This is a genomic window from Tardiphaga sp. 866_E4_N1_4, from assembly GCF_052076075.1.
GTDB lineage: Bacteria > Pseudomonadota > Alphaproteobacteria > Rhizobiales > Xanthobacteraceae > Tardiphaga > Tardiphaga robiniae.
In genome coordinates this window covers 6,420,896-6,443,359 of the sequence record NZ_CP197242.1, presented here as the reverse complement: position 1 = coordinate 6,443,359, position 22,464 = coordinate 6,420,896, and the positions used below count along the sequence as shown (strand labels likewise).

The 22,464-nt window shown below is 60.2% G+C and carries 22 protein-coding genes and 1 pseudogene; 13 read left to right on the top strand and 10 right to left on the bottom strand.

The window, feature by feature from the left end; all coding sequences use genetic code 11:
- The first annotated feature begins 6 nt into the window (after nucleotides 1-6).
- The 6 genes from AB8B20_RS30890 (at nucleotide 7) to AB8B20_RS30865 (ending at nucleotide 4,444) form a co-directional block, all read left to right on the top strand.
- Complete coding sequence (locus tag AB8B20_RS30890) at nucleotides 7-576, top strand: peroxidase-related enzyme (RefSeq protein WP_439070891.1); 570 nt, start codon at nucleotides 7-9, stop codon at nucleotides 574-576.
- Between the two features lie 77 nt (nucleotides 577-653).
- Nucleotides 654-1,340: a class II aldolase/adducin family protein gene (locus AB8B20_RS30885; protein WP_439070890.1), complete on the top strand. Its 687-nt coding sequence runs from the start codon at nucleotides 654-656 to the stop codon at nucleotides 1,338-1,340.
- 33 nt (nucleotides 1,341-1,373) lie between these two features.
- Entirely contained in the window at nucleotides 1,374-2,333 is a 960-nt protein-coding gene (locus tag AB8B20_RS30880) for a sugar kinase (protein ID WP_439070889.1), read from the top strand.
- Between the two features lie 39 nt (nucleotides 2,334-2,372).
- Entirely contained in the window at nucleotides 2,373-3,119 is a 747-nt protein-coding gene (locus AB8B20_RS30875) for an SDR family NAD(P)-dependent oxidoreductase (RefSeq protein WP_439070888.1), read from the top strand.
- Between the two features lie 328 nt (nucleotides 3,120-3,447).
- Nucleotides 3,448-3,867 (top strand): hypothetical protein, encoded by a 420-nt coding sequence (locus AB8B20_RS30870; protein ID WP_439070887.1) that lies wholly within the window; start codon nucleotides 3,448-3,450, stop codon nucleotides 3,865-3,867.
- 340 nt (nucleotides 3,868-4,207) lie between these two features.
- The gene (locus AB8B20_RS30865; protein ID WP_439070886.1) at nucleotides 4,208-4,444 is read left to right on the top strand and encodes a hypothetical protein; all 237 of its coding nucleotides are present in this window, start codon (nucleotides 4,208-4,210) and stop codon (nucleotides 4,442-4,444) included.
- 354 nt (nucleotides 4,445-4,798) lie between these two features.
- Here the strand turns inward: AB8B20_RS30865 and AB8B20_RS30860 are convergent, their stop codons facing one another.
- Nucleotides 4,799-5,074 (bottom strand): hypothetical protein, encoded by a 276-nt coding sequence (locus AB8B20_RS30860; protein WP_439070885.1) that lies wholly within the window; start codon nucleotides 5,072-5,074, stop codon nucleotides 4,799-4,801.
- 630 nt (nucleotides 5,075-5,704) lie between these two features.
- Here AB8B20_RS30860 and AB8B20_RS30855 point away from each other — a divergent pair.
- Nucleotides 5,705-5,896, top strand: a complete 192-nt coding sequence (locus tag AB8B20_RS30855) for a hypothetical protein (protein ID WP_441253339.1) — start codon at nucleotides 5,705-5,707, stop codon at nucleotides 5,894-5,896.
- 32 nt (nucleotides 5,897-5,928) lie between these two features.
- Here AB8B20_RS30855 and AB8B20_RS30850 read toward each other — a convergent pair whose 3' ends face one another.
- Nucleotides 5,929-6,237, bottom strand: a complete 309-nt coding sequence (locus AB8B20_RS30850) for a PilZ domain-containing protein (RefSeq protein ID WP_439070884.1) — start codon at nucleotides 6,235-6,237, stop codon at nucleotides 5,929-5,931.
- 276 nt (nucleotides 6,238-6,513) lie between these two features.
- Here AB8B20_RS30850 and AB8B20_RS30845 point away from each other — a divergent pair, with 276 nt between their 5' ends.
- The 3 genes and pseudogenes from AB8B20_RS30845 to AB8B20_RS30835 form a co-directional block, all read left to right on the top strand.
- Nucleotides 6,514-6,762, top strand: coding sequence for a hypothetical protein (locus AB8B20_RS30845; protein WP_439070883.1), 249 nt, complete (start codon nucleotides 6,514-6,516; stop codon nucleotides 6,760-6,762).
- A 223-nt stretch (nucleotides 6,763-6,985) separates the two neighbouring features.
- Nucleotides 6,986-7,561, top strand: coding sequence for a phage/plasmid primase, P4 family (locus AB8B20_RS30840; protein ID WP_439072988.1), 576 nt, complete (start codon nucleotides 6,986-6,988; stop codon nucleotides 7,559-7,561).
- Nucleotides 7,562-7,703: 142 nt separating this feature from the next.
- Nucleotides 7,704-7,907, top strand: a pseudogene (locus tag AB8B20_RS30835) (IS5/IS1182 family transposase); the annotation flags it as partial.
- Between the two features lie 84 nt (nucleotides 7,908-7,991).
- Here AB8B20_RS30835 and AB8B20_RS30830 read toward each other — a convergent pair.
- The 7 genes from AB8B20_RS30830 to AB8B20_RS30800 form a co-directional block, all read right to left on the bottom strand.
- Nucleotides 7,992-8,711 (bottom strand): ABC transporter ATP-binding protein, encoded by a 720-nt coding sequence (locus tag AB8B20_RS30830; protein WP_439062729.1) that lies wholly within the window; start codon nucleotides 8,709-8,711, stop codon nucleotides 7,992-7,994.
- 17 nt (nucleotides 8,712-8,728) lie between these two features.
- On the bottom strand, nucleotides 8,729-9,526 hold the full coding sequence (locus AB8B20_RS30825) for an ABC transporter ATP-binding protein (RefSeq protein WP_439070882.1): 798 nt from the start codon (nucleotides 9,524-9,526) through the stop codon (nucleotides 8,729-8,731).
- Complete coding sequence (locus tag AB8B20_RS30820; RefSeq protein ID WP_439070881.1) at nucleotides 9,523-11,454, bottom strand: ABC transporter permease; 1,932 nt, start codon at nucleotides 11,452-11,454, stop codon at nucleotides 9,523-9,525. The genes AB8B20_RS30825 and AB8B20_RS30820 overlap by 4 nt, the downstream gene beginning before the upstream one ends.
- Nucleotides 11,455-11,529: 75 nt before the next feature.
- Nucleotides 11,530-12,753 (bottom strand): ABC transporter substrate-binding protein, encoded by a 1,224-nt coding sequence (locus AB8B20_RS30815; protein WP_439070880.1) that lies wholly within the window; start codon nucleotides 12,751-12,753, stop codon nucleotides 11,530-11,532.
- A 137-nt stretch (nucleotides 12,754-12,890) separates the two neighbouring features.
- Nucleotides 12,891-14,132 (bottom strand): FAD-dependent monooxygenase, encoded by a 1,242-nt coding sequence (locus AB8B20_RS30810; RefSeq protein WP_439070879.1) that lies wholly within the window; start codon nucleotides 14,130-14,132, stop codon nucleotides 12,891-12,893.
- 30 nt (nucleotides 14,133-14,162) lie between these two features.
- On the bottom strand, nucleotides 14,163-15,116 hold the full coding sequence (locus AB8B20_RS30805; RefSeq protein ID WP_439070878.1) for a PDR/VanB family oxidoreductase: 954 nt from the start codon (nucleotides 15,114-15,116) through the stop codon (nucleotides 14,163-14,165).
- The gene (locus tag AB8B20_RS30800; RefSeq protein WP_439070877.1) at nucleotides 15,103-16,161 is read right to left on the bottom strand and encodes a Rieske 2Fe-2S domain-containing protein; all 1,059 of its coding nucleotides are present in this window, start codon (nucleotides 16,159-16,161) and stop codon (nucleotides 15,103-15,105) included. The genes AB8B20_RS30805 and AB8B20_RS30800 overlap by 14 nt, the downstream gene beginning before the upstream one ends.
- 96 nt (nucleotides 16,162-16,257) lie before the next feature.
- On the opposite strand from AB8B20_RS30800, the gene AB8B20_RS30795 reads away from it, so the two are divergent.
- Nucleotides 16,258-17,160: a TetR/AcrR family transcriptional regulator gene (locus AB8B20_RS30795; RefSeq protein WP_439070876.1), complete on the top strand. Its 903-nt coding sequence runs from the start codon at nucleotides 16,258-16,260 to the stop codon at nucleotides 17,158-17,160.
- A 16-nt stretch (nucleotides 17,161-17,176) separates the two neighbouring features.
- Complete coding sequence (locus tag AB8B20_RS30790) at nucleotides 17,177-18,205, top strand: leucyl aminopeptidase (RefSeq protein WP_439070875.1); 1,029 nt, start codon at nucleotides 17,177-17,179, stop codon at nucleotides 18,203-18,205.
- A gap of 1,201 nt (nucleotides 18,206-19,406) precedes the next feature.
- On the opposite strand, the gene AB8B20_RS30785 is transcribed toward AB8B20_RS30790, so the two are convergent.
- Nucleotides 19,407-20,702 (bottom strand): GGDEF domain-containing protein, encoded by a 1,296-nt coding sequence (locus AB8B20_RS30785; RefSeq protein ID WP_439072987.1) that lies wholly within the window; start codon nucleotides 20,700-20,702, stop codon nucleotides 19,407-19,409.
- A gap of 294 nt (nucleotides 20,703-20,996) precedes the next feature.
- Here AB8B20_RS30785 and AB8B20_RS30780 point away from each other — a divergent pair, with 294 nt between their 5' ends.
- Nucleotides 20,997-21,923, top strand: a complete 927-nt coding sequence (locus AB8B20_RS30780; protein ID WP_439070874.1) for a YiiG family protein — start codon at nucleotides 20,997-20,999, stop codon at nucleotides 21,921-21,923.
- The last annotated feature ends 541 nt before the right edge of the window (nucleotides 21,924-22,464 follow it).

Sequence of the window (22,464 nt, the reverse complement as noted above, 5' to 3'; positions counted from 1 at the left end):
GAAATCATGACCACCCCAGCCATCAGCCGCTTCCCCGTCCCCGAAATCTCCAGCCTGCCGGAAGACATCCGCACCCGTATCCTCGCGGTGCAGGAAAAATCCGGCTTCGTGCCCAACGTGTTCCTGACGCTGGCGCATCGGCCCGACGAATTCCGCGCCTTCTTCGCCTATCATGATGCGCTGATGGACAAGCCAGGCCCGATCACCAAGGCCGAGCGCGAGATGATCGTGGTGGCCACCAGCAATGCCAACCAGTGCCAGTATTGCGTGGTGGCGCATGGCGCCATCCTGCGCATCCGCGCCAAGAGCCCGCTGATTGCCGACCAGATCGCGGTGAACTATCGCAAGGCCGACATCACGCCGCGGCAGCGCGCGATGCTCGATTTCGCCATGAAAGTCTCGATGCAGGCTTACGAAGTCGGCGATGCCGATATCGAGGCGCTGAAGCGCCACGACTTCACGGAGGACGATGTCTGGGATATCGCTGCCATCGCCGCCTTCTTCGGCATGTCGAACCGGTTGGCGAATGTCACCAGCATGCGGCCGAACGACGAGTTCTTCGCCATGGGGCGCTGACCCGCCCCGCACCGGATATAATGATCGCCTGCAGCGGCCGGTAAGAGCCGCAGCGACGACTTTCGAGGAAATAGGCCGTGACGCATCCAAGCCCCGCAGACGTCGCAACCCGGCAGGCCATCATCGATGCCTGCCACGAAATGTCGGCTGCCGGTATCAATCAGGGCACGTCCGGCAATATCAGCGTCCGCACCCCGGACGGCATCCTGCTGACGCCGTCCGGGGTTCCCTATGACGGCATGCGGCCGGAAGACATCGTCGCGATGAAGTGGGACGGCTCATGGACGGCACCGCAGGGCCGCGTGCCCTCGACGGAGTGGCGTTTTCATCTCGACATTCTCAAGGCCAAGCCCGAAACGAATGCCGTCGTGCACGCGCATCCGATCTTCTGCACGATCATCGCGATCATGAACCGCAGAATTCCCGCGATCCACTACATGATCGCGGCGGCCGGCGGCAACGACATCCCCTGCGCGCCCTATGCGCAGTATGGCACCGCGGAATTGTCGCAAGCGGCACTGGAGGCGCTGCGCTATCGCCGCGCCTGCCTGCTCGCCCATCACGGGCTGATCGCGATCGGCCCCAATCTGCGCAAGGCGATGTGGCTTGCGGTGGAGGTCGAGGTGCTCGCCAAGCAGTATCACGGCTGTCTGCAACTCGGCACGCCGCCGCTGCTGCCGGATGCCGAGATCGACAGCATCCTGAAGCGATGGGGACAATACGGCCTGCGCGACAGCGACGGCACGCCGAAAACCTCGACCTAACAAACCAGCACCAACAATTGCGAGACTTGCCACATGGCCCATCCCCACGACGTCAGCGTCTGCGGCACCTACATCCTGGACATCCTCGGCGTCCCCGTCACTGAAATCCCGGCCGGCGGCGGCCGCGCATTGATCGATGAGATCCGGCTCACGGTCGCCGGCACCGCGGGTGGAACCGTGGTGCCCTGCGCGCGCCTCGGGCTGAAGGCGCTCGCCGTCGGTGCGGTCGGCGCCGACGAGAAGGCCGACTGGGTGCTGAATGCGATGGAGCGCGAGGGCATCGATATTTCGGTGATGGAGCGGATGGCCGACGTGCCGACCTCCGCCACCATCCTGCCGATCCGTCCGGACGGCTCGCGCCCGGTGCTGCATGCGCGCGGCGCCTCCGCGCGCTGGAAGATTTCGCCCGAAGCGCAGAAAGCCGCCTGCCGCAGCAAGGTGCTGCATCTTGGCGGCGTCGGCTCGCTGCTGGCGATGGACGGCGGGCCGACGGTGGCGCTGCTGCGCGATGCCAAGGCGGCCGGCTGCATCACCACCGTCGATCTCATCCAGGCACGCGGCGAGACGCTGGCACTGGTCGAACCGCTGATGCCCTATACGGACTTCTTCATGCCGAGCATCGACGAGACCCACGCGCTGGTCGGCACCGACGACCCCGCGGCCTGCGCGCAGTATTTCATCGGCAAGGGCGCCGGTGCCTGCGCGATCTCGCTCGGCGAACACGGCTCTTTCATCATGACGCGCGACGGGCGGCAATTCACGGTGCCGGCGTTCGAGGTGACGGTGCGCGACACCTCCGGCTGCGGAGATTCCTATACCGGCGGCTTCATCGCCGGCCTCGTCCGCGACTGGGACCTGCTGGACTGCGCAAAACTGGCGACAGCAACCGCCGCCATCGTCGCGACGGGGCTCGGTTCCGGCGCCAATCTCGTGTCCTTCGAGGAGACGGTCAAGGCGATGAACACGCTGCCCGTCCGCGCCGCAGGTGCCTAATCCATCCATCGACAGCTTTCATAGAAGCAGGAACATCACATGACCAGACATGCCATCGTTACCGGCGCCAGCCGCGGAATCGGACGTGCCATCGCCCTTGGCCTCGCCAAGCGCGGCTACAATCTCGCTCTGACTGACATCGCAGCGCAGGAGAGCACGCTGCTGGAGACCGTCACGGATGTGAAGAAGCTCGGCGGCAAGTGCATTCCGGTTCTGGCCGATGTCAGCAAGCTCGAGGATTGCCAGCGCTCGGTTGCGGAAGCGGTTGCGGGTCTCGGCCATGTCGATGTTCTCGTCAACAATGCCGGTATCCTACGTCTCGCGAGCATCGAAGACACCACGCCCGAACACTGGGACCAGACCTTCGCCGTGAACGTCCGCGGCGTGTTCCAGATGACCCAGGCGATGGTTGTCCATATGAAAGAGCGCCGCTACGGGCGCATCGTCAACATTGCCTCGCTGGCTGCACGCACCGGCGGCCCCGGCCAATCGCACTATGCCGCATCGAAATCCGCTGTGGTCGGCTTCACGCGGGTGTCGTCGATGGAATTCGGTGGCCACGGCATCACGGTGAATGCCGTATGCCCCGGCATCATCCTGACCGAAATGGGCCGCAACAATCTGCGCGATCCGGAGCGGGTCACCTATTTCGAGAAGATCACCGACCTACATCGGCTCGGCGAGCCGGAAGACGTCGTCGGCCCCGTCGCATTCTTCGCCTCCGACGATTCCGCCTTCGTGACGGGCCAGGCCCTCAACGTGGATGGCGGTATCTTCTACAGCTAATCGACCTCAATCCAAGATCGACGCCCGGCGACGAACGCATGACCCTGCCGGACTTCGCGGACGTGCGTATCCGGGACCGCGCAATGATACGGCGGCCCCTGCTCCATACTCACAAACGATAACACAGCGCTTCGACCAGACGCGTGAAGGCGGCGGTCAGAGGCCGAAGCGATCATGGACGCGCCCATCTGGACGTTAGGCTTGGGATTTTGGCGCGGTCAGAATGAGGTTACGCCTAGGCCGGAAGCTTTTTTTGCCCCGCGCTGCAACCAACGTGGTTCACGGATGTTGCAGCATTTGCTGGGTGGCCGTCCATAGGAGCGCATCCATGTGTGATTACAGCCTGCATGCGGTCGCTAACCGTCCCGCAGAGGTAGCGGATAGGTTGGTATCGACAAGATTTCCTTCGACGACGACTAAAGGGTTCGCAAGCTTCGACGATCCAAACGTTGCGGTATGCCTTCGCCCTGGCACCGAGATCGCTTTTGAAGAAAACGTCCGAGTCGATGGATGGGTGTTTCGCCGCAACGTCAACGATCGACTAGCCCGGTTTCGTCAAATTGACATGGGCCAGTATCATAATCACCACGACGCGCTGGAATTCTCAAATGGCAGGATTGTTCTCGTCACAGACCTGACGCCCGGGCAGAAGGCAATCGTGCTGCAATTACCGGTCAGCCAGGCAATCCAGAAAACCAGGACCGCTGCGCCTGCAGCGACGCCGCGGGCCGCTCGGACCACTCCCTGACGAGCCGTATCGCCAGTAGGCAGAAGAACCCCCGCCGGCGCAGCTCGGCGGGTTTTCATTGCATTGGTAGGGTCTTGGCTATGCTCGACGTCTCGCGGCATATCGCCGAACCGCAGACCGCCATAACCCGCTCGATACCCGCGGGCGTTTTTTTTTGGCTCCCTTGAACCTTTCAGCCACGTCCATCGTACCAATTTGAACTGGGGATTTGAGGGCCCAGTGTTTAGCCAACGTCGCCGGGGCGATCATACTTCGCCCAGGGCGGCGTTGCGCGTACGATCCCCACCCGCCTCACCCACGGGCTTTTGCAGAGCCGCACGCCATCGGCTAGAATGCCGGAATGACGAACACAAAAGCATGGCAGTCCAAGCTGCTCGACGAACCCAGGATCGGCTTTGTTGAAGAGCACGGTTCGCGCGCGGCCCATGCCGAGCGCGCCATGGTCGTCGAGCGCCGGCACAAACCGACGGCATCCCCACGGACGACTCCGAAACACGATCCTCTGGCGAAGATCCTAAACGAACCGCGCGTGGGCTTCGAGACTATCCATCGATCCGCCCCCAGGTCGCCGAAATGAAAGAGCCGCCCACTGAGGCGGCCTTACTGCTTGGGAAGCCTAAAACCAGATTGGTGCCGATAATGAAAATACTGGCCGGCGCCTATTCCCAGCACCCAGCATATCGTTGCGATGCCATGGATCATGTACTTCACCACAGGATGATCGTTGGGTATTCCGAACTGACTGACGCCCAGCACGAGCGCTAGACACAAGATTACCGTCGCCAGAATCCCGGCCGCCGACCCCGCGCAAAACCACAAAAAGAGCTTCATCTGCAGATAATGGCCCGTCTGCCCCTAACGTTTCTTAAATTCGGCCACCGCGGTTTTCAAACCAGGCCACTGAGGTCGGAAAGCGGCCAGGACGAATAGTCTAGAGCTTCGACTGGACCGTCCAGAATGATGTATCTTTATCGGACAGGTCATTGTGGATGGTGCTGTCGCTCGGGGCGTGTGGACGCAGCCGCCAGGCCTCCGAATTGATCTCCAATTCGAGCTCGCTGTGCGAAGCTGAGATCACCTTACCTGACACCCGACTTTTGTTTGGATATTCGAGCGCAAGCGTTTCTCCCGGCGCCACTGATTTGGCGACGACAGAAATCACGGTACCGGTTTTGATATCTTTTCCGTTGATGAAGGCGCTGAGCATCGACAAACTCCCATTTGCTGCTTCGTGATTGGACTTGAATGCAAAGCGCGCCGCACGACGGCACCAGAATGCTGTTTCTCCAGATGTAGGAACGTGCACGCATCCCGGCGGTTCCACCTGGCCACTTCCCATAGAGGGCTCGGGACCAATAGAAAAATTCGGTCCGCGTTTTCACTCGGGTTTGCAAAGAGCTCCAGAAAGGTCGCTACAGCGCGCCGAGGAGGCTCAAAGGGTTTTCGACACTTTGGGCCCTCGTGGCTTAGTCGTCCGGCTGAGATGGATGGCTCAGCGAAAGAACCAAAGCAGGTGACCCAACAGAATGACGGACCACGTCCGGTCGGAACGACTGACCACCGAATTCTAACAATCTGACTGTTGAGATTTTTTGGTGGGCGCACTAGGGCTCGAACCTAGGACCCGGTGATTAAGAGTCGGCGAGCATCATTGAAATCATTGATGATTTTTTCAAACTAAATCCCTTCGACGCCAAATGAGGTCAATGGGTTACGAGCGATCTGCAAACTGCCGATCCTCTTTCGCATTCCCTGACGTTTCATCCCGCCTCACCTGTTTAGGTGACGTCCAAGCGGTCGCTCCCATGACATGGTCGGTTTTTTGATCGAGGTTCGGGTGACTTATTTTTCAGTGCTGGTCTGGGGCGTGCCGTGCGAAGTCGTCACCCATCAGAAGTCGAAAAGTGTCTGGATTGCTAGCGGCACCTACGTCAAAGCGTCCCATAACCTCAAAGGTCGAACTGAACGTGCTGCCGTGAGGCGCTGGACCGAATGGGCAAGCAACTACAGGGCCGAAGGTCACTATTAGCAGCCACGACAGATACCATTAAAGGCACACGGTCAGTCCGGCCTATCGACCGGCCGGGCCGCCTTCTTACCGACTCGCAGGAAATTCACGCCAAGTTGATCGCCGTTCACCCAAGCCAACTCGCAACGACGAAACGCGAGGCCCGTGGTTGAAAGAAGCATGAAGAACTCTTTTAGGTTCAACCCGCTGATTGGCGATTTGGTTATGAGTTGAGCGCCGGTCTCGGAAACGTCTTTTAAGATGCACTCCCGCCGCCACGTGCCGTCAATAGCCATGATGTGCACGTCGAAGCCGCGCGCAAATGTAACGCGACGCGCTTTGCGATTTTCTACTTCCACCATGGCTAGCACCAGTCCCCGAATAAAATCGAGATTTGACCCAGCGCAGTTGAGGTTCGGTCCAAGTCGGCAAAACGCCGGACGTCGCCGTTCGCGGCTCGGTCTCTAATCAAAAATGGATTCTAATAATCCTGCGGTACGCAGAACGAGTCGCAGCGAGATCTAAATACCACCGCCTCGTTAAAGAACGTTGAACCAAGTCCATCCCGACGCCAGCACGGTCCTTTTTTGCTGGCCCCACGACGGAAATTTCGCCGTACCCAAAATCAAAGAAGACCAATGACCATCAACAACGAAAACAGTTGCAGCGACAACCTTGCCTCCATACTCGGCAAATCCGCTCAGTGGCGACTTAGGATGAAAGCCTCCTATCCGGCTGACAGCCGCAACGGCAAGGCTGCGGATATGCTTGAACGGCTCGCGTCCGAGATAACGCTAACCGATGAAGAGTGGGCCTTGCTTGATCCCCACTATTCGTGGGCGTCGGAGACATGGACGAAAGTGGTTAGCGCAGCCAGGCGGACCTAGCCGACCAAGCTATCGCCCGGTATGTCGCGGCGTTTGGGTGACTAGTTGGCTATACCGATATTAGCAAATGTCAGTCGGCTTGCACTGATGTGGACTTGGATAATTGCCACAGCCCAGAAAGACGCATGTGCGTCAGCGGTCGGCTATTGGCTCAACCGGACAACGGAGCACGAACCTGCTCCGTGGTTCTGCATGCGCAGGATGCAAGTGACCGTTTTCAAAAATCGCTCCGATTGACTACGATCCTAACGCTAAGTGCCCGCGCTTTCATGCCTTTCTCGGCCGCTTTCAGCCGAACCACACAATTCAGACGTTTCTGCAAACCTATCACGGCTACGGTCTGACAGGACTTACTGGCGAGCAGTGCTTGATCTTCAACTATGGGCTCGGAGCAAACGGGAAATCTACTTTCGTCGATATCCTCGCTCAGATAATGGGCGACTACGCGAAGACTCTTGGCTTTGAATCGCTCGTTGGTGAAGGAATTCGTCGGGGCGATCAAGCGACCCCAGATCTCGCTCGACTGCCCGGGGCAAGGCTGGTTCGTGTCTCGGAGCCGGAAGGCGCGGTTCGACTGAAAGAGGGCTTGATCAAATCTCTTACTGGCGGCGAGCCCATGTCGGTCCGACATTTGAACAAAGGCTTCTTTGAATTCAAACCGCAAAATTTGCCGCAGAAGGGGATTGCCAAAATCGAAGGTCGCATTCGCCAATATGTAAACGTCCGGCTTCATGACGTTCCTACGACTGCGAACCGCCCGAATGATGATTCCTCCGATGACGACGAAGTGCCGTTTTAAAGGAGTGCGGGGACGCCTCTGCGCTCACCTTAGCTGCGATGATGCGAGCATGCGCGCTTTGCGCCGATTGTGTTGAAAAACTCTCCAGTTGAAGCGGCGCGCCTTCGCTGATTCAATCTCGATATCGGCGGAGGCTGAATCGATGATGGGTCCAAGGCAGACTGATCAGGCGGCTCTGTTCTACGAATTCTCGTTGGAGCGACACGTACCAGCCGCTCACATGCTGAGAAACATCGATCGGTTCGTCGATCTGTCAATCATTCGAAGCGAGTTGGCACCGTTCTACAGCGCGACCGGGCGGCCATCGATAGATCCCGAGCTGCTCGTCTGGATGCTGCTGGTGGGCTCGACCGGCCTCAGCGCCGAACCGGTCTGCATGCGCGGTCCGCGGACGAACCTGCTTCGAATCGCGCCACAAGAGTTTCGAGCGTCAGACGCTGAGGTAGGCGCGCTGTATCTCGCTGTTGTGCGCCAGATCCTGTATCGAACCTTCGTACATAATTTGCCCCTTCTCAAGTACGTAGGCACGATCCGAAACCAAGCGGGCAAAATGAAAATTCTGCTCAGACAGCAGGATGCTTGCTCCGCGTGCCTTGAGCGCCAGGATCATATGCGCCATCTGTTCGACGATCACCGGTGCGACGCCTTCCGACGGTTCGTCGAGCAGGACCAGTAGCGGATTGCCCATCAATGTACGGGCCACCGTGAGCATCTGCTGTTCGCCACCGCTCATCTGGCCGCCGCGCCGATCCTGCATCCGGCCGAGATTGGGGAAGAGTTCGTAGAGGTCGCCGGGCGTCCAGTTGAGCGCGGCACTTCCGTCCGCCCACCGACGCGGCGCCTGCCTGCCGGTTTCGAGATTCTCGGTCACCGTCAAATCAGGAAAGATACGCCGATCCTCGGGCACGAACCCAAGTCCCATGCGCGCCACCTGAAAAGGCGCCTTGCCGCCGATGTCCTGGCCGAGAAAATTGACCTGCCCCTCGCAGCGCGACAGCAAGCCCATGATGGCCTTGAGCGTGGTGGATTTGCCGGCGCCATTGCGCCCCATCAGCGAGATGACCTCGCCACGGCGGACATTGAGCGCGACGTCGTACAGGATGTGGGCTGCGCCATACCAGGCGTTCAGGCCGGCGACATCGAGCAGGATCGGATTTACGGATGCGGTCATGCGGGTATCCTTGCCGCGACGGCCGGTTCCGGCGGATGTTCGAAGGTCAGGCCATTGCCGAAATAGACTTCCTTGACCTTGGGATGATTGCGAATTGCCTCGGCGTCCCCTTCCGCGATCAGCTTGCCGCGGGCGAGCACGATGATGCGGTCGGCATGGGCGAAGACGACATCCATGCTGTGCTCGGTGAACAGCACGGCCATACCGCGCTCGACCACCAGCCGCTTGGTCAGGGCCATCAGTTCGTTGCGCTCGCGAGGCGCCATGCCGGCGGTCGGCTCGTCCATCAGCAGCAGCCGCGGATCGTTCGCCAGGGCCATGGCGAGTTCGACGCGCTTGACGTCGCCATAGGCCAGCTCGCTGCAAGCACGATCGGCCTGAGCGTCCATGCCGACCTGCTCGAGCAGCGCGATCGCGTCATCGCGATAGCGGCTCGCCGCAGGACGCCATAGCGACAGTGTCTGCCTGTGATGAGACATCACCGCCATCTGCACATTCTCGATGACCGTGAAGGACGCGAACGTCGCGGCAATCTGGAACGTGCGTCCGACGCCGAGACGCCATATCGCGCGCGGCTTCATGCCGACCAGCTCCTGATCGGCCAGGCGCACGGAGCCGCCCGAGGCGCGCAGCTGGCCGTTGACCATATTGAAGGTGGTGGATTTTCCCGCCCCGTTCGGGCCGATCAGCGCCAGCAATTCGCCGGGCTGAAGGTCGAAGGTGATCCCGTCGACGGCACGGACGCCGCCGAACGCCATATGGAGGTCGCGGACTTCGAGCAGTGCGCCGCTCATGTCAGCTTCTCCCGACGGACGACGCCCACGGCCGGTCGATAGTGCTGCCACAGGCTTTCGATCTGGCGCGAGATACCTGCCAGACCTTCAGGGAACGCCAGCACCAGGAACAGGATGATGCCGCCGAACAGCGCCCGCCAGTAGTCCGTGGCGCGCATCACCCAGTCCTGCAGCACGCCGAACACCGCCGCACCGATCACTGGTCCCGTGAGTGACTGAATGCCGCCCAGGAGAACCATGACGAGCCCGTCGACCGATTTGCTGACCGAGATCACATCCGGCGACACGCTGCCCTTGGAGAAAATATAGAGCGTGCCGGCCAATCCGCCGAACACGCCAGCGATGGTGAAGGCCAGCCACTGCACGAGTTTTACGTCGATGCCGATGGCCTCGGCGCGCAGCGACGAGTCCCGCCCGGCCCGCAACGCGTAGCCGAACGGCGCGAACACGAACCGCCGCAGCGCGTAGGCCGAGAGCCCGACCAGCACGAGCGTGAGATAGTAGTAGCGCGTTCCGCTCAGCCACTCCGCCGGCCAGATGCCCACCATACCATTGGAGCCACCGGTGACCGCATCCCACTGGAAGACGACCGACCAGACGATCTGCGAAAAAGCCAGCGTCAGCATTGCGAGATAGACGCCCGACAGCCGGACGCAGAACCAGCCGAACACCAGCGCCCCGAGACCGGCCATCAAAGGCGCGGCCAGCATGGCGAGCGGCATCGGCATGAATGCCAGCTTCACCAGAACCGCCGCGCCATAGGCACCGAGGCCGTAATAGGCGGAATGCCCGAAGGAATGCATGCCGCCCGGTCCCATCATGAAATGCAGACTGACCGCGAACAGCGCCGCGACAAGGATGTCCTGACCGAGCACCGCGGCATAGGGCAGCGACTTGTCGAGCAGCGGCAACACCGCCATCACCAGGAACACGCCAATGACGGCCATGCGAAACAAGTTGGAGCCCGGCATCAGCGGTGCCTCGACCGGCGCCGAGTTCCGACTGTTTGCCTGCGGCCGTCCCATCAGTCCCCACGGCCGGATCACAAGGACCACCGCCATGATCAGGAACTCGACCACCAGCGTGAGCTTGGAGAACGAGATCTCGATTCCAGCGAGATGGACCGTACCGATGCCGATGCAGATCGCTTTCACTTCGGCAATCAGCAACGAAGCCAGAAAGGCGCCGGGGATGGAGCCCATGCCGCCGACGACAACGACGACGAATGCATCGCCGATCGTCGAGATATCGACGATGAGGCTCGCTGGCTGGCGCGGAAGCTGCACGGCTCCGCCGAGTCCGGCCAGCATGCAGCCGAGCGCAAACACGCCGGTGAACAGCCACGCCTGATTGACGCCGAGCGCGCCGAGCATCTCGCGGTCATGGGTGGCGGCCCGCACCATGACGCCCCAGCGCGTCTTGGTGAGCAGCATCCAGAGCAGACCGAAAATCGCGGGACCGATCACGATCAGGAACAGATTGTAGCTCGGATAGGCACGGCCGAAGAGCTGGATCGCGCCCTCCAGTCCCGGTGCACGGCGACCGAGCAGATCCTCCGGTCCCCAGATCCACAGTGCGGCATCGTTGACGACGAGAACCAGCGCAAATGTCGCCAGCAGCTGAAACAGCTCGGGCGCCTTGTAGATTCGACGCAGCAACAGAATTTCCACCAGAGCGCCGAGCAGTCCGACAGCCAATGCTGCGAGCACCAGCGCTCCCCAAAAGCCAACCGCTCGCCACGGCCCCACGCCGATGCGTTCGACCAACGAATAGCTCACATACATGCCAAGCATGAAGAACGAGCCATGGGCAAAATTGACGATCCGGGTGACGCCGAAAATCAGCGACAGACCGGTCGCCACCAGGAACAGGGACGACGCCCCTGCCAGACCGTTCAACAATTGAGCCAAGAAGGCAGACAGATCCATGGCAGTCTCGCTAGGGACAGATGTGACGTTCAAACGCGACCGGGCGCCCTCGATCGGAGGGCGCCCGGGATATGGTTAGTCAGCTGGACGGAGCTTGCGCACTTCGTCGTCCGACGGCAGCAACTTGTCGCCTGGTACATATTGATAGTCGACCATCACGCCTTTGCCGTCCTCGACAGCGAGCTTGCCGACATAGAGGCCCCAGGTCGCCTGATGATCAATCTTGCGGAAGCTGGTCTTGCCGTCCGGCGTATCGAAATTGAGACCTTCGAACGCTGCGACGAGCGATTCGCTGTCGGTCTTGCCGTCGGATGCCGCGACACCGGCCGCGATGGCCTTGATCGTGGAATAACCGATGATCGAACCGAACCGCAGATTCTCCTTGCCGTACTTCTTTTGGTACTCGGTCAGGAATTCCTGATGGGCCGGCGTCTTGATGCTGTACCAGGGATAACCGGTGACCATCCAGTTCTTGGGAATCTCGTCGCGCAGCGGCTCGAGATATTCGGGCTGACCGGTGATGATGCTGAACACCGGCATCTGTTCGCCGAGATAGCCGCGCGTATTGCCCTCGCGGATGAACTGGGCGAGATCGGAGCCGAACAAGGCATTAAACGTGGCTTCGGGCTTCGCGTCGGAGAGCGCCTGGATTACACTGCCCGCATCGATCTTGTTGAACGGCGGCGCCTGTTCGGCGACGAACTCGACGTCGGGCTGCTTCTCCTTCATCAATTTCTTGAAGGCCGACGCGGCCGAGGTGCCGAATTCATAGTTCGGGTAGATCAGCGCCCAGCGCTTCTTCTTCAATTTCACCGCTTCGTCGACCAGCGACGAAACCAGCATGTAGGTCGAGGAATCCAAGCGGAATGTGTACTTGTTGCCGACGGCCCAGACGATGTTATCGCTCAGCGCCTCGGTGATCAGCATGAAGCGCTTCTTCTGCTTCGCATAGTCGGTCAGCGCGGTGCCGATATGAGCGTAGAAAGCGCCGGCAAGGATGTCGACCTTTTCGCGGGTGACCAGATCTTCCGCCTGGCGGATCGCCTCTCCGGGATTGGCGTTGTCATCGCGGGTGATGAGCTCGAGCTTGCGCCCGGCCACACCGCCCTTGGCGTTGATCTGGTCAATCGCCAACATCATGCCCTTCTTGTAGCCGTCGGTGAAAACCGGCTGGGACTTGTAGCTGTTGATCTCGCCGATCTTGATGGTGTTCTCGGCCCTGGCCGGGACCGAGGCTCCAATGGCAATCGTCGCCAGGCCAGACAGTAGGACGTGTCTAAAACTCGTTTGCTCGGTCATGACTTACCTTCTCCGGTGGGTGATGCGATCGTGAAACGTCTGTGGTTGCTTGGAACAAGGTGGCGGCGGCTCCCAACGATCGACCGTACCGAACAGGCCAATGCCGATCTGAAGCATGCCGTGTGACTGGGCGCTGCTCAGGAGGCAGCGCTCAGGACCTGAGATTTGCCGAAGCGATCACGGCAGGTGCGGGCGTCGTACTGGTAGACCCACTCGGCCTTGATCCCGACGGCGTTGGGGTTCTTCGCCTGCTCGAGCTTGAATGCGAGGTCGCGTGCCTTCGATTCTTCCGGCGAAGACAGGTGATATGTGCGGCCCCGCTCGCGCGCTTCGAGTTGAACGCGCGTGGTCCGCGGACGGCGCTCGGCCTCGTAGGCATCGAGAGCCGCAGCGAGGTCATCCGGGCCGAAGTGGCTTAGTGCCTGAGCGAGGACATAGCCGTCTTCGACCGCCATGGCCGCGCCCTGCGACAGGAAAGGCAGCATCGGATGCGCGCCATCGCCGAGCAGCGTGGCATTGCCGCGCGACCAGCGTTGCATCGGATCGCGATCGAACAGCCCCCATTTGTAGATCTGGTCGGGATTGGTGAGCTCGAACAGACGGATCAGGTTGTCGTTCCAGCCCGCGAACCCATCGAGCAGCTCCTGCCGGCTGCTCTTGATGGTCCAGGACTCCTCGACCCAGTCGTGGTTCTCATTGACGGCCACGATGTTCACCATCGCGCCGCCCTTGACGTAATAGGTCACCACGTGCCCCTTCGGTCCCATCCAGAAGGCAGACGTCGGCGTGACGAAAGGCAGCGGAAACTGTTCGACCGGAACGAGGGCGCGCCAGCACATATGTCCGGTGTAGCTCGCGGGTTCCTGGCCCCAGAGCGCGGCGCGGACAGCCGAACGAACGCCATCGGCGCCGACCACCAGATCGGCCGCATATTCGCTGCCGTCGTCGAAGCAGGCGATTGTGCGCCCGGCCTGCTGACGCAGCCCAGTGCAGGACACACCGAACGTGATGCGCTCAGGTGTGATATCTTTCGCCAGCATCGTGTGCAGGTCGGCGCGATGAACGTGATAAAATTCGGCCCCGAACACTCGAGGGCATACTTCACGCAACGGCGTACGGAACAGCTCCTCTCCGCTCTGCCAATTCCATCCCACCATGGCCTCTGGCAGGAAGCCTGCCGCCGCCAGATCCGGTCCCAGCCCTAGCGCTTCAAGCACCTTCACGGCGTTGGGCGTCATCTGCACGCCAGCACCCACTTCGCTCAAGGCCGAGGCGCGTTCGAACATGTGATAATCGATGCCGAGCAGATCCAGACTGCGGGCCAGTGCCGCGCCGCCGATACCACCGCCAATGATGGCTACTTGGAAATTATGTTTCATGTTGTCTCCGATCACAGGACGTCACGTGAATTAAAGGTCCAATTCGAGTGTGGTCAGCCCGCGCGAGCAGCAGGCCATCATCGTGCTGGAAGACGCTCTCGCCGCGGGCGCAATCACTTGGTCGCGATGATCGACGCGCCCCGAGAGAACGCGGACTTCGCAAGCACCGCAGACCCCCTCCTCGCAGGAATAGGAAAGATCGATTCCGGCCGCGACACAGGCGCTGAGTACAGTCTCCTCGGCCCCGACATCCAGGCTGCGCCCCGAGCGGGAGAGGCGAATGGTGAAGCTGCCGGCGGGCCCCGTATCCACTGGTGCCGCAGCGAACCGCTCGCGATGCACGAGGTCGATCAAACGTCGCCCGGTCAGTTCGTCGAAGGCGTCGATCATGCGCGTCGGGCCGCAGCAATAAAGCGGCGCCTCAATCGGGGTATCCGCGAGGACCTCGGCGAGGCGTGGCGCTGGTCCGCTGGTGTGATGGATCCGTACGCTGCCGTCAGCGACGGCTGCAAGCTCGGCATGAAACAGGGTCGCTTCGGGGTCGCGCGTCCAATAGTGCAGCTGCACCGACTGCCCCTCGGCGACAAGCTTGCGATACATCGAGACAATGGGCGTGATGCCGATACCGCCGGCGAACAGGTAACGTGTCGTGTCGGGGTTCGTACCGAGCGGGAAATGATTGCGCGGGATCGAACACTGATAGATCTCGCCTGCGACCGACTGCCGATGCCAGGCGCGCGAGCCCCCTCGTCCATCGACGGCCTCCTGCACCGCGATCTCGTAGCAGTCGGGCGTTGGCTGCGGCCACAGCAGCGAATATTGCCGCATGAGTCCGGGCGCCACCTCGAGATCGAGATGGGCACCGGGCTCGAAAGCCGGCAACGTCGCGCCGTCGGACGAAGCGAGCCGGTAGAGATTAATCCCCGGCGCTCCATACCGCACTTCGACCAGCCGCAACCTCAAACCGAGGTCAGATGACGCCATAGGTGATGCCCTTGGCGCGTAGCCAGGTGCGATAACGCTGGCCCATCAGATCCGTGCGGTGATGCAGTTCGTAGCGAAGTTCGGTAGGGATGCGCTCGGGCCGTTGCGACTCAACGATCTCCCGATCCTGATTGAAGACAACGTCCGCCCGGTCGCGCACCACCTTCGGGTCGGGATGCGGCTGAACGTTCAGGGCAGCGCAAACACGCGCGATGGTGGTCTTCTCATCGACCGGCTGAGCGACGAAGAACGTCGTGAAAAGATCGGAGTTGTTCGAGACGATATTGCCTGAGGCATCCGCCTGCTGCGTTCGCTTGGAGAAGTAAGCCACCAAGGGACGGAACGTATGATAGGTGTAAAATGCCATCAGCGGCACGCCGCGGGCATCGCCCCACGGCTGAAACACCTTTATTTCCGACGAGCGAAGTCCGATTTCGTCCTCGTCTACTTCATAGGGGTCGAGCCGGTCGGGGTTGGACATGTCACCGTTCAATCCCGCGTGGACGAACGGAAAATGGCTGGCGTCGATGAAGTTTTCGATCGAGCGAAAGCCGTTCGCGGCATAGGTGTATGGCCCGCTGTGGACCTTGAGGAAACTGGCATCCTCCCACTCCGGAAAAACGGGGATATCCGCTGTGGGCTCGCCAAGGCAGACCCACACGAAGCCGTAGCGCTCAACCGCCTGATAGGGGAAAGCACGCGCCTTCTTCATCGGCGTTTCATCGGGGGCGGCGGGCATCAGCGTGCAGCGCCCGCTGCCGTCATATTCCCAGCCGTGATAGGGACAAACGACACGATCGCTCTTGATCCAGCCCCTCGACAGCCGTGCGCCGCGGTGAATGCACAGATCCTCCCAAACATGGATGTCGCCGTTTTCGGTGCGCCAGACGATCAAGTCGCGCTCGAGCAAGCGAACAGGATGAATTTTTCCGGCCACGAAATCGGTCGCATATCCGACGACGTGCCAATCGTTGAGCAAGACCGGATCTTGACAGCCATCCTGCGCGGTGATCGGCCGCTGGGCCGATAAGGTCGTGACGGACATTGTTGCTCCTAAAGATTGGCCGCGGCTGGTTTCTTTAATTAGCCGGCCATATAATTGTTTGGTTGGCCAGCTATATAATTTCTGGTAGCAATCCTCGTGCCATCTCGTGAAACGGTGGGAAACGGCATCGGCATCGACGCTTCAGGGGTCCGCAATGCGATCTTTTCTGTCTTCGCCACATCGGCTGCACCGATTTTGTGCGCCTCTGTGCTCGAATTGCTGCCACGTCATCGCATCCCCGATGAGGTCAGCATGAGCCGCGTGTCCGGCCGGCGCGGCGTCTTGTCAGCTGAGCCACCGATCAAACGTCCCGGGCGGCCCGAAGGCGGCAAGGGCACGATGCGTGAGGGCATCATGGATGCCGCCGAGGTCGTGTTCGCCAATCAAGGATATGCGGGCACCACGCTGCGGGAGATTTCTGTACTCGCGGGAGTGACGCAAGCACTGATCACTTATTACTTCGGCTCGAAGTTCGACCTCTTTAGCGAGACATTCCTTCGACGTGCAACGCTGATCGCAGATGCTCGGATCGAGAGCCTGGCAGCGTTGCAAGCCGAAGGGAAGGCAAAGGACGTCGTCGCCATCGTCGAGGCATTCCTGCAGCCGGTTCTGCAGCTCCGGGCAACTGAGCAAGGCCCCGCCTTCCTGCGGCTCCACGCCCGGCTGCATACCGAACCGCCCAACCTTTCTTACGAGTTGCGCAAGACTGCCTACGACGAGTCAACCCACCTCTATATCGAAGCGTTGCACCATGCGTTGCCGCATCTTTCACGGCTCGACATCCACTGGCGGATGACGCTGATGATCGGCACTTACCTTTACGCACTGTCCGATACGAACCGCATGGAAGACATGGTGCCCGAGTCGTACGATCCGAGGGACGGCTCGAGATTGATGGCCGAGACTGTCGCCTTCATCACCGGCGGCATGTGCCGCGAGCCGACGAAGCCCGTTGTCGTCGATAAAAAGAAGACTGCAAGAAGCCGAGTTCAGATTTAAACGAGAGGAAGAAGCGATGGATCATACGAGCTTCACTGAAATCTGCCTGCATCAGCTTAAGATGTCCGGGGTGCGGGATGGCGAGCGTCTGGTGGTCCTGACCCAAGGCAGTGAGCGCTTGGCATACGCCGATGCGTTCATGGCAGCAGGCCAGCGCCTCGGCGCCAAGATGTATCACATGCGACTGCCTGCGCCGATGCCGACCGCGGGCTGGAACGTCGGCGTGACCGGCCTGGCCGCCCTGCCCGATGCGGTCGATGCGCTGAAGAATTGCGACATGCTGATCGACTGCATTTTCCTGCTGTTCTCGCCCGAGCAGTTTGCGATCCAAGCCGCTGGCACTCGCATCCTCACCGCAGTCGAGCCGCCTGCGTTGCTTGCCCGAATGCTCCCCTACCCGGAATTGCGCGAGAAGGTCGAAATTGCCGCTGGCCTTCTCGACAAGGCGAAGATGATGCGCATCACGTCGCCTAGCGGCACCGACGTGACCTACAAGCTAAATACTTACGATACGATAGCGGAATACGCCTGCAACGACACGCCCGGCCGTTGGGATCATTGGCCCTCGGGCTTCGTCTTCACCGGCGGAGACGATGACGGGGTCGATGGCCAGATTGTAGTCGCGACCGGCGACATCCTGCTTCCGCAGAACATCATGGTTCGTGAACCGATCACCTACACCATCGAGAAGGGCTGGGTCACCGACATCCGTGGCGGGCTAGAGGCCGAAATCGTCAAGGCCTACATGGCCTCGTTCAACGACAAACGGGGTTTCGGCATGAGCCACGTCGGCTGGGGTATGAACCCGCAAGCCAGGTGGCACAACTTCGTGCCGGGCGAATTTCCCGGCGGAATGGGAATGGAGCCGCGCAGCTTCTATGGCAACGTCATGTTCTCGACAGGCCCGAATAGCGAGCTGGGCGGCCCCAACGACACCGCCTGCCACCTGGACATTCCGATGCGTAATTGCTCGTTGTTGCTCGACGACGAGCCCGTCGTGATCAATGGTGACGTGGTCGTGAAGGAGATCCAAATGAGCCGTTAAGCGGTCGCAGGCCCCTGTGCGGCGCACGCCGTGACCGCTGCGCAAAGTCAGCGCTTGCACTGTACGGCGCGCACGCAATTCCGAAGAACGCTGGTGCCTTTCGCGGCCAGCAGTGGGTAAATACACGAAGGAAAGTACTTCTCTATAATGGCACTGAGAGCAGCACCAAGAAGTAGTGGCATATCTTTTGCTTGCACTCGTTGGATGCTTCAACCACCAACCGATGGAACGCGACATGCGCTCGCCAAACTGGTCATCGTGGAAGCTCAATGTTTCACGGGTGCTTGAATGGTCCTACGGCCATCTTATCGCAGCCGAATATGACGCGAGCCATCCTCAATCCGAAGGCCGCGCGCGAAACACGTATCAAGCGATTTGGTCGCCTGAGAATGGATCCTCTGCTTCCCCTTCGCATCGCGAGAACGACTAGAGCGCGGGCCACCAAGTCGAATTGACGGCGGCTTCCCCCGGACGCTTTCGCTTGACTATTCTCGCCTCAGACGTGCGAACCTGATCACCCAAATTGTAGACTGCTCCTGTCACGTGGCCCCACAGCGAAGGGCCTCTCCCGATGCAACCGCGACCGCATCAACTTCGTGCGAAACATTCTCGGCCTGCCGGCGAACACGCCCGTGACGTTGAGCGAAACACCGGTAGTCGCCACTAGTAACATGACAGCCACCGTCAATTTGTCCGAAAGTTTGTCGACGGGCTTGCATGAGCTTAACTCTAATAAAAACGCAGCCGGTTTGGACACCGACTGCGCTTGCGCAACGTGGATGGCGAGACGGCGGGTGGTTGGCCGCTGGCCCTCCAAGGACGTGCGCGCATAGATCGCCCTAGACTACTTCAGTCTTCAAGACCAATTTCTGTGCAGATCGTCGCTGCCGCACACGAGATTTGGATGCACGCATAGAGAGTTCGAAGCGCTACCTCATCTAACATGATCTGGACCACGCTAAGATTGAGAACGATACGCCTGGATAGCGGCTTTGCCTCAACAGCGGCCACGCCTGTATCTTGGCGCGTCGATAGACGCTGATTTGGCGGTTCTGAGCTACCGAATCTGTACGCTGATTCCGCAAACCGCAGCGGCAAAACGCATCTCTGCTGCGGCGACGGCAGCTAAGGCTCGAGCGAGCTCTCTTTACCTGCGGGCTCTCTCCATAATGAAACTTATGCGATTCGGAGCGGATCGTGCCTAGCTGGATCCTTGGCAGGCATGCCGAAAACTGCGTGGCCTCCCTCTGATCCTAGTTCGAATTCCGGTGCGAGCCAATCCTGACGTTGCCCGGTCCAATCGCAAACGTTCTGCGCGAGCGCGTGCATCGATCACAGCGCTCGGTGACGCTGACGAAATGGTGCGGTTTCGGCCGGTCCGCTTCGCTTCGTAAAGTCGACCATCAATCCGTTTGTACAGGCTCGGCCAGCTATCTCCCGGCTGCAGCGTCCCCACGCCGAAGCTCGCAGTGACCTGCCTCGCTCCCCCCAAGACGGCAAAGCTGTTCTGCTCGATGGCTGTCCTCAACCGTTCAGCATAATCAATCGCTTCCTGTTCGTCGGTATCTGGAAGGAACACCGCAAATTCCTCGCCGCCCAGCCGCCCGACGATGTCGCGTTTGCGCGACGCGTTGCGCAGCATGTGTCCCACCTCCCCCAGGACATCGTCTCCGACGTCATGACCGAGGGTGTCGTTGATGCTCTTGAAGTTGTCGATGTCGCACAAGACGAGCGTAGCACGGCTCGACCCGTGTTTGCGCAGATGGGCGGATATCCGTTCTTGAAAGCCGCGCCGGTTCAGGATGCCGGTCAACAGATCGAGATCGCGTTCGCGGCGGAGATCGTCGATCATGTCGGACACCGCCGCGGCGAGGATGGCCAGCGCCAGGCCAGCGCCGAGCACGGCGAGCGAAAGCTGGAGTGCCTGCCAGAACATCGAATTGCCGAACGTGATCTTGTCGATCGGCGCGGAAAATCCGACCGTGAGCAGGGTGCGGGGAAAAAAATGCAATCCGAACAGCAACAGCACCCAGAACAGAGCCCGATCGACATACGGCCCGCGCGCCAACGCGGTGAGCCGCCCCGCTGCGAGCAGCATCAGGAGGCCGTAGCCGAAATTCTGGATGTAGACCCGGGCGATGAGATTACGATCGACATAGAAGAAGTAGGCGAGCAGACAAACGAAGCCGGCAAGGATCGCCATATCGATGACCGGACCTAGCCCCCTTCCCGAACGCACCAGGATGCCCTCCATGGCGGCGATCACCGCCGACGTGTAGAGCGCGCCCGACACAATGGCATTGACGCCCGCGCTGGGAGGCAAACTCAGGATCTGCGACATCGCGCCGAGAGCAAACAGGACGCACGCGCCGGCCAGCAAAATCAGGTAGTTACGCTTTTTCTCCACGAGCCACGCGCAGACGAAAGCAACCCCGAAGACGAACAATATTCCGGGCGTGATCAGTTGGAGCGTAGTCTTGACGATGACCCCATTCATCTCGCTCAAACTTTCCAATAGGTCCCGGCCGTTGCGACTTGGGGGTACCTCGTAGCCGAGGAACACTATCAAATTTGATCGAAAGTGCCTCAAAAGCGGGTCGACCGCCGGGAACCGGTCGAGTAGTTGCTCAACCGGTCGACTGCCGGTAGCTAGCTGATGGGGAGGCGCCAAATCAATGCCTTTGACGGCTCATAGCGGCATGCGTGGCGAGTGCTGGCTGCAATTAGGCGTCTCCACTATGGTCGGCGCGATCACGAAGCATATCGCCTCAAGGCGCTGGAGACCCGGTTGATGATTTCTTTTCGCGCATTCGCCATTGCTGCGGCGACACTTGTCATGACACCAGCCGGCACCGAGCGCGCATCGGCGCAAATTTCTCCTGCGACCGAAAAGCTCAACGCCTATGTCGGTTGCATCAATCGGCTCTCGGCGCGCGCCTATGACTCGCAGTCGCGCTATTTCAGCTGGGCGCCGAAGTCTGGGCCGACCGGCAAAGAGCGTATCATCTACGGGACTTATACCATCTATGACACTGCTGATTGCGCAAAGAACGTCGCAGCGGCCAATACGCTGGAGCCGCGCGATAGTGCCTTGGAGGCTGCGGCGTTCGCCTATGTCAGTGCTGTGACGGCGCTCGGCCCGCTGCTCAAAGAGGCGGACGACTATTACACTCAGGAGAATTACAAGGACGACAAGATGGCTAAAGGCCGCGCGCTTCATCCCCGTCTCATCACGGCATGGGATGCGTTCGCTGACGCCGACAAGAAGCTGCGCGCCAACGTAGAGGCTATCAATGACAGACGTAAGGCCGAGGAACTGGTTGCTATCGAGGCCAAGGAAGGCAAGAAGACCCGTTACTATGTAGAAGCGATCATGATCGACGCCAAGCGTGTGGTCCGCCTGCAGGATACCGACAAGCCCGACATTGAGGCGATCACCAAAGCAGTGAGCGACTATGAAGCGAATGTGAAGGCGCTGGAGGAGGTCTCTACCACCGGCGGCGAGAAGATTGGCTCAATGTTTGCCAGCAACGCCAAGTCCGTCCTGGTTACCGCGAAACAATTGATGCGCCGGATTCGTGACAAGGTGCCATATACTTCCGGCCAGAAAATGATGATGAGCCCGGGCAGCGCTTGGATGGTCGAAGGGTCCCCGGCCCGTCTGCTGCGCGACTACAACCAGCTAATTGAGGCGTATAACCGTGGCACTCGGATCTGACGATAAGATCAATCGGGCGGCAAAGCCTTGCTCTGATGCCGCGTTGCGAATCTACCACGTGGCAAATGCTCGCAAAGGTTCGTTATGGAGATCCCTTATTCATGCCGCGTCCTCGTCGCGACAATTTGCGTCATGCCGGGGCTGACTAACTACACGACAGCTGAGAAGGCTCGAGCTGCTAAATCAGCAGACGCGACACCGAATGTCGTGATGGCTGCCGATCCGCCGCCACCGTCTATCTACTGGGCGCCAGAACACTCGACAGTTCGGAACCATCCGCGGCAACCCGGTATCTGGGTCGCGGAATCAAAGGATGGCTCGCGAAAGTATTATTTCGGCGACCAGTGCCGTGCCTCAGAATTTCAAAGCTTCATTGGGCAAAGGGTCGACGCGCTTCCGGAGAGGCCAACAAATGCGATATGGCGACTCGCCTGTTCAACTTGCGCTCGGCTCTCCGACATGGATTGGATGCGGATGAACGTAACGTATGATCAGCAAACCAGAACGATCAACGATATCTCGTGCGGCTAGGGCTATGCCG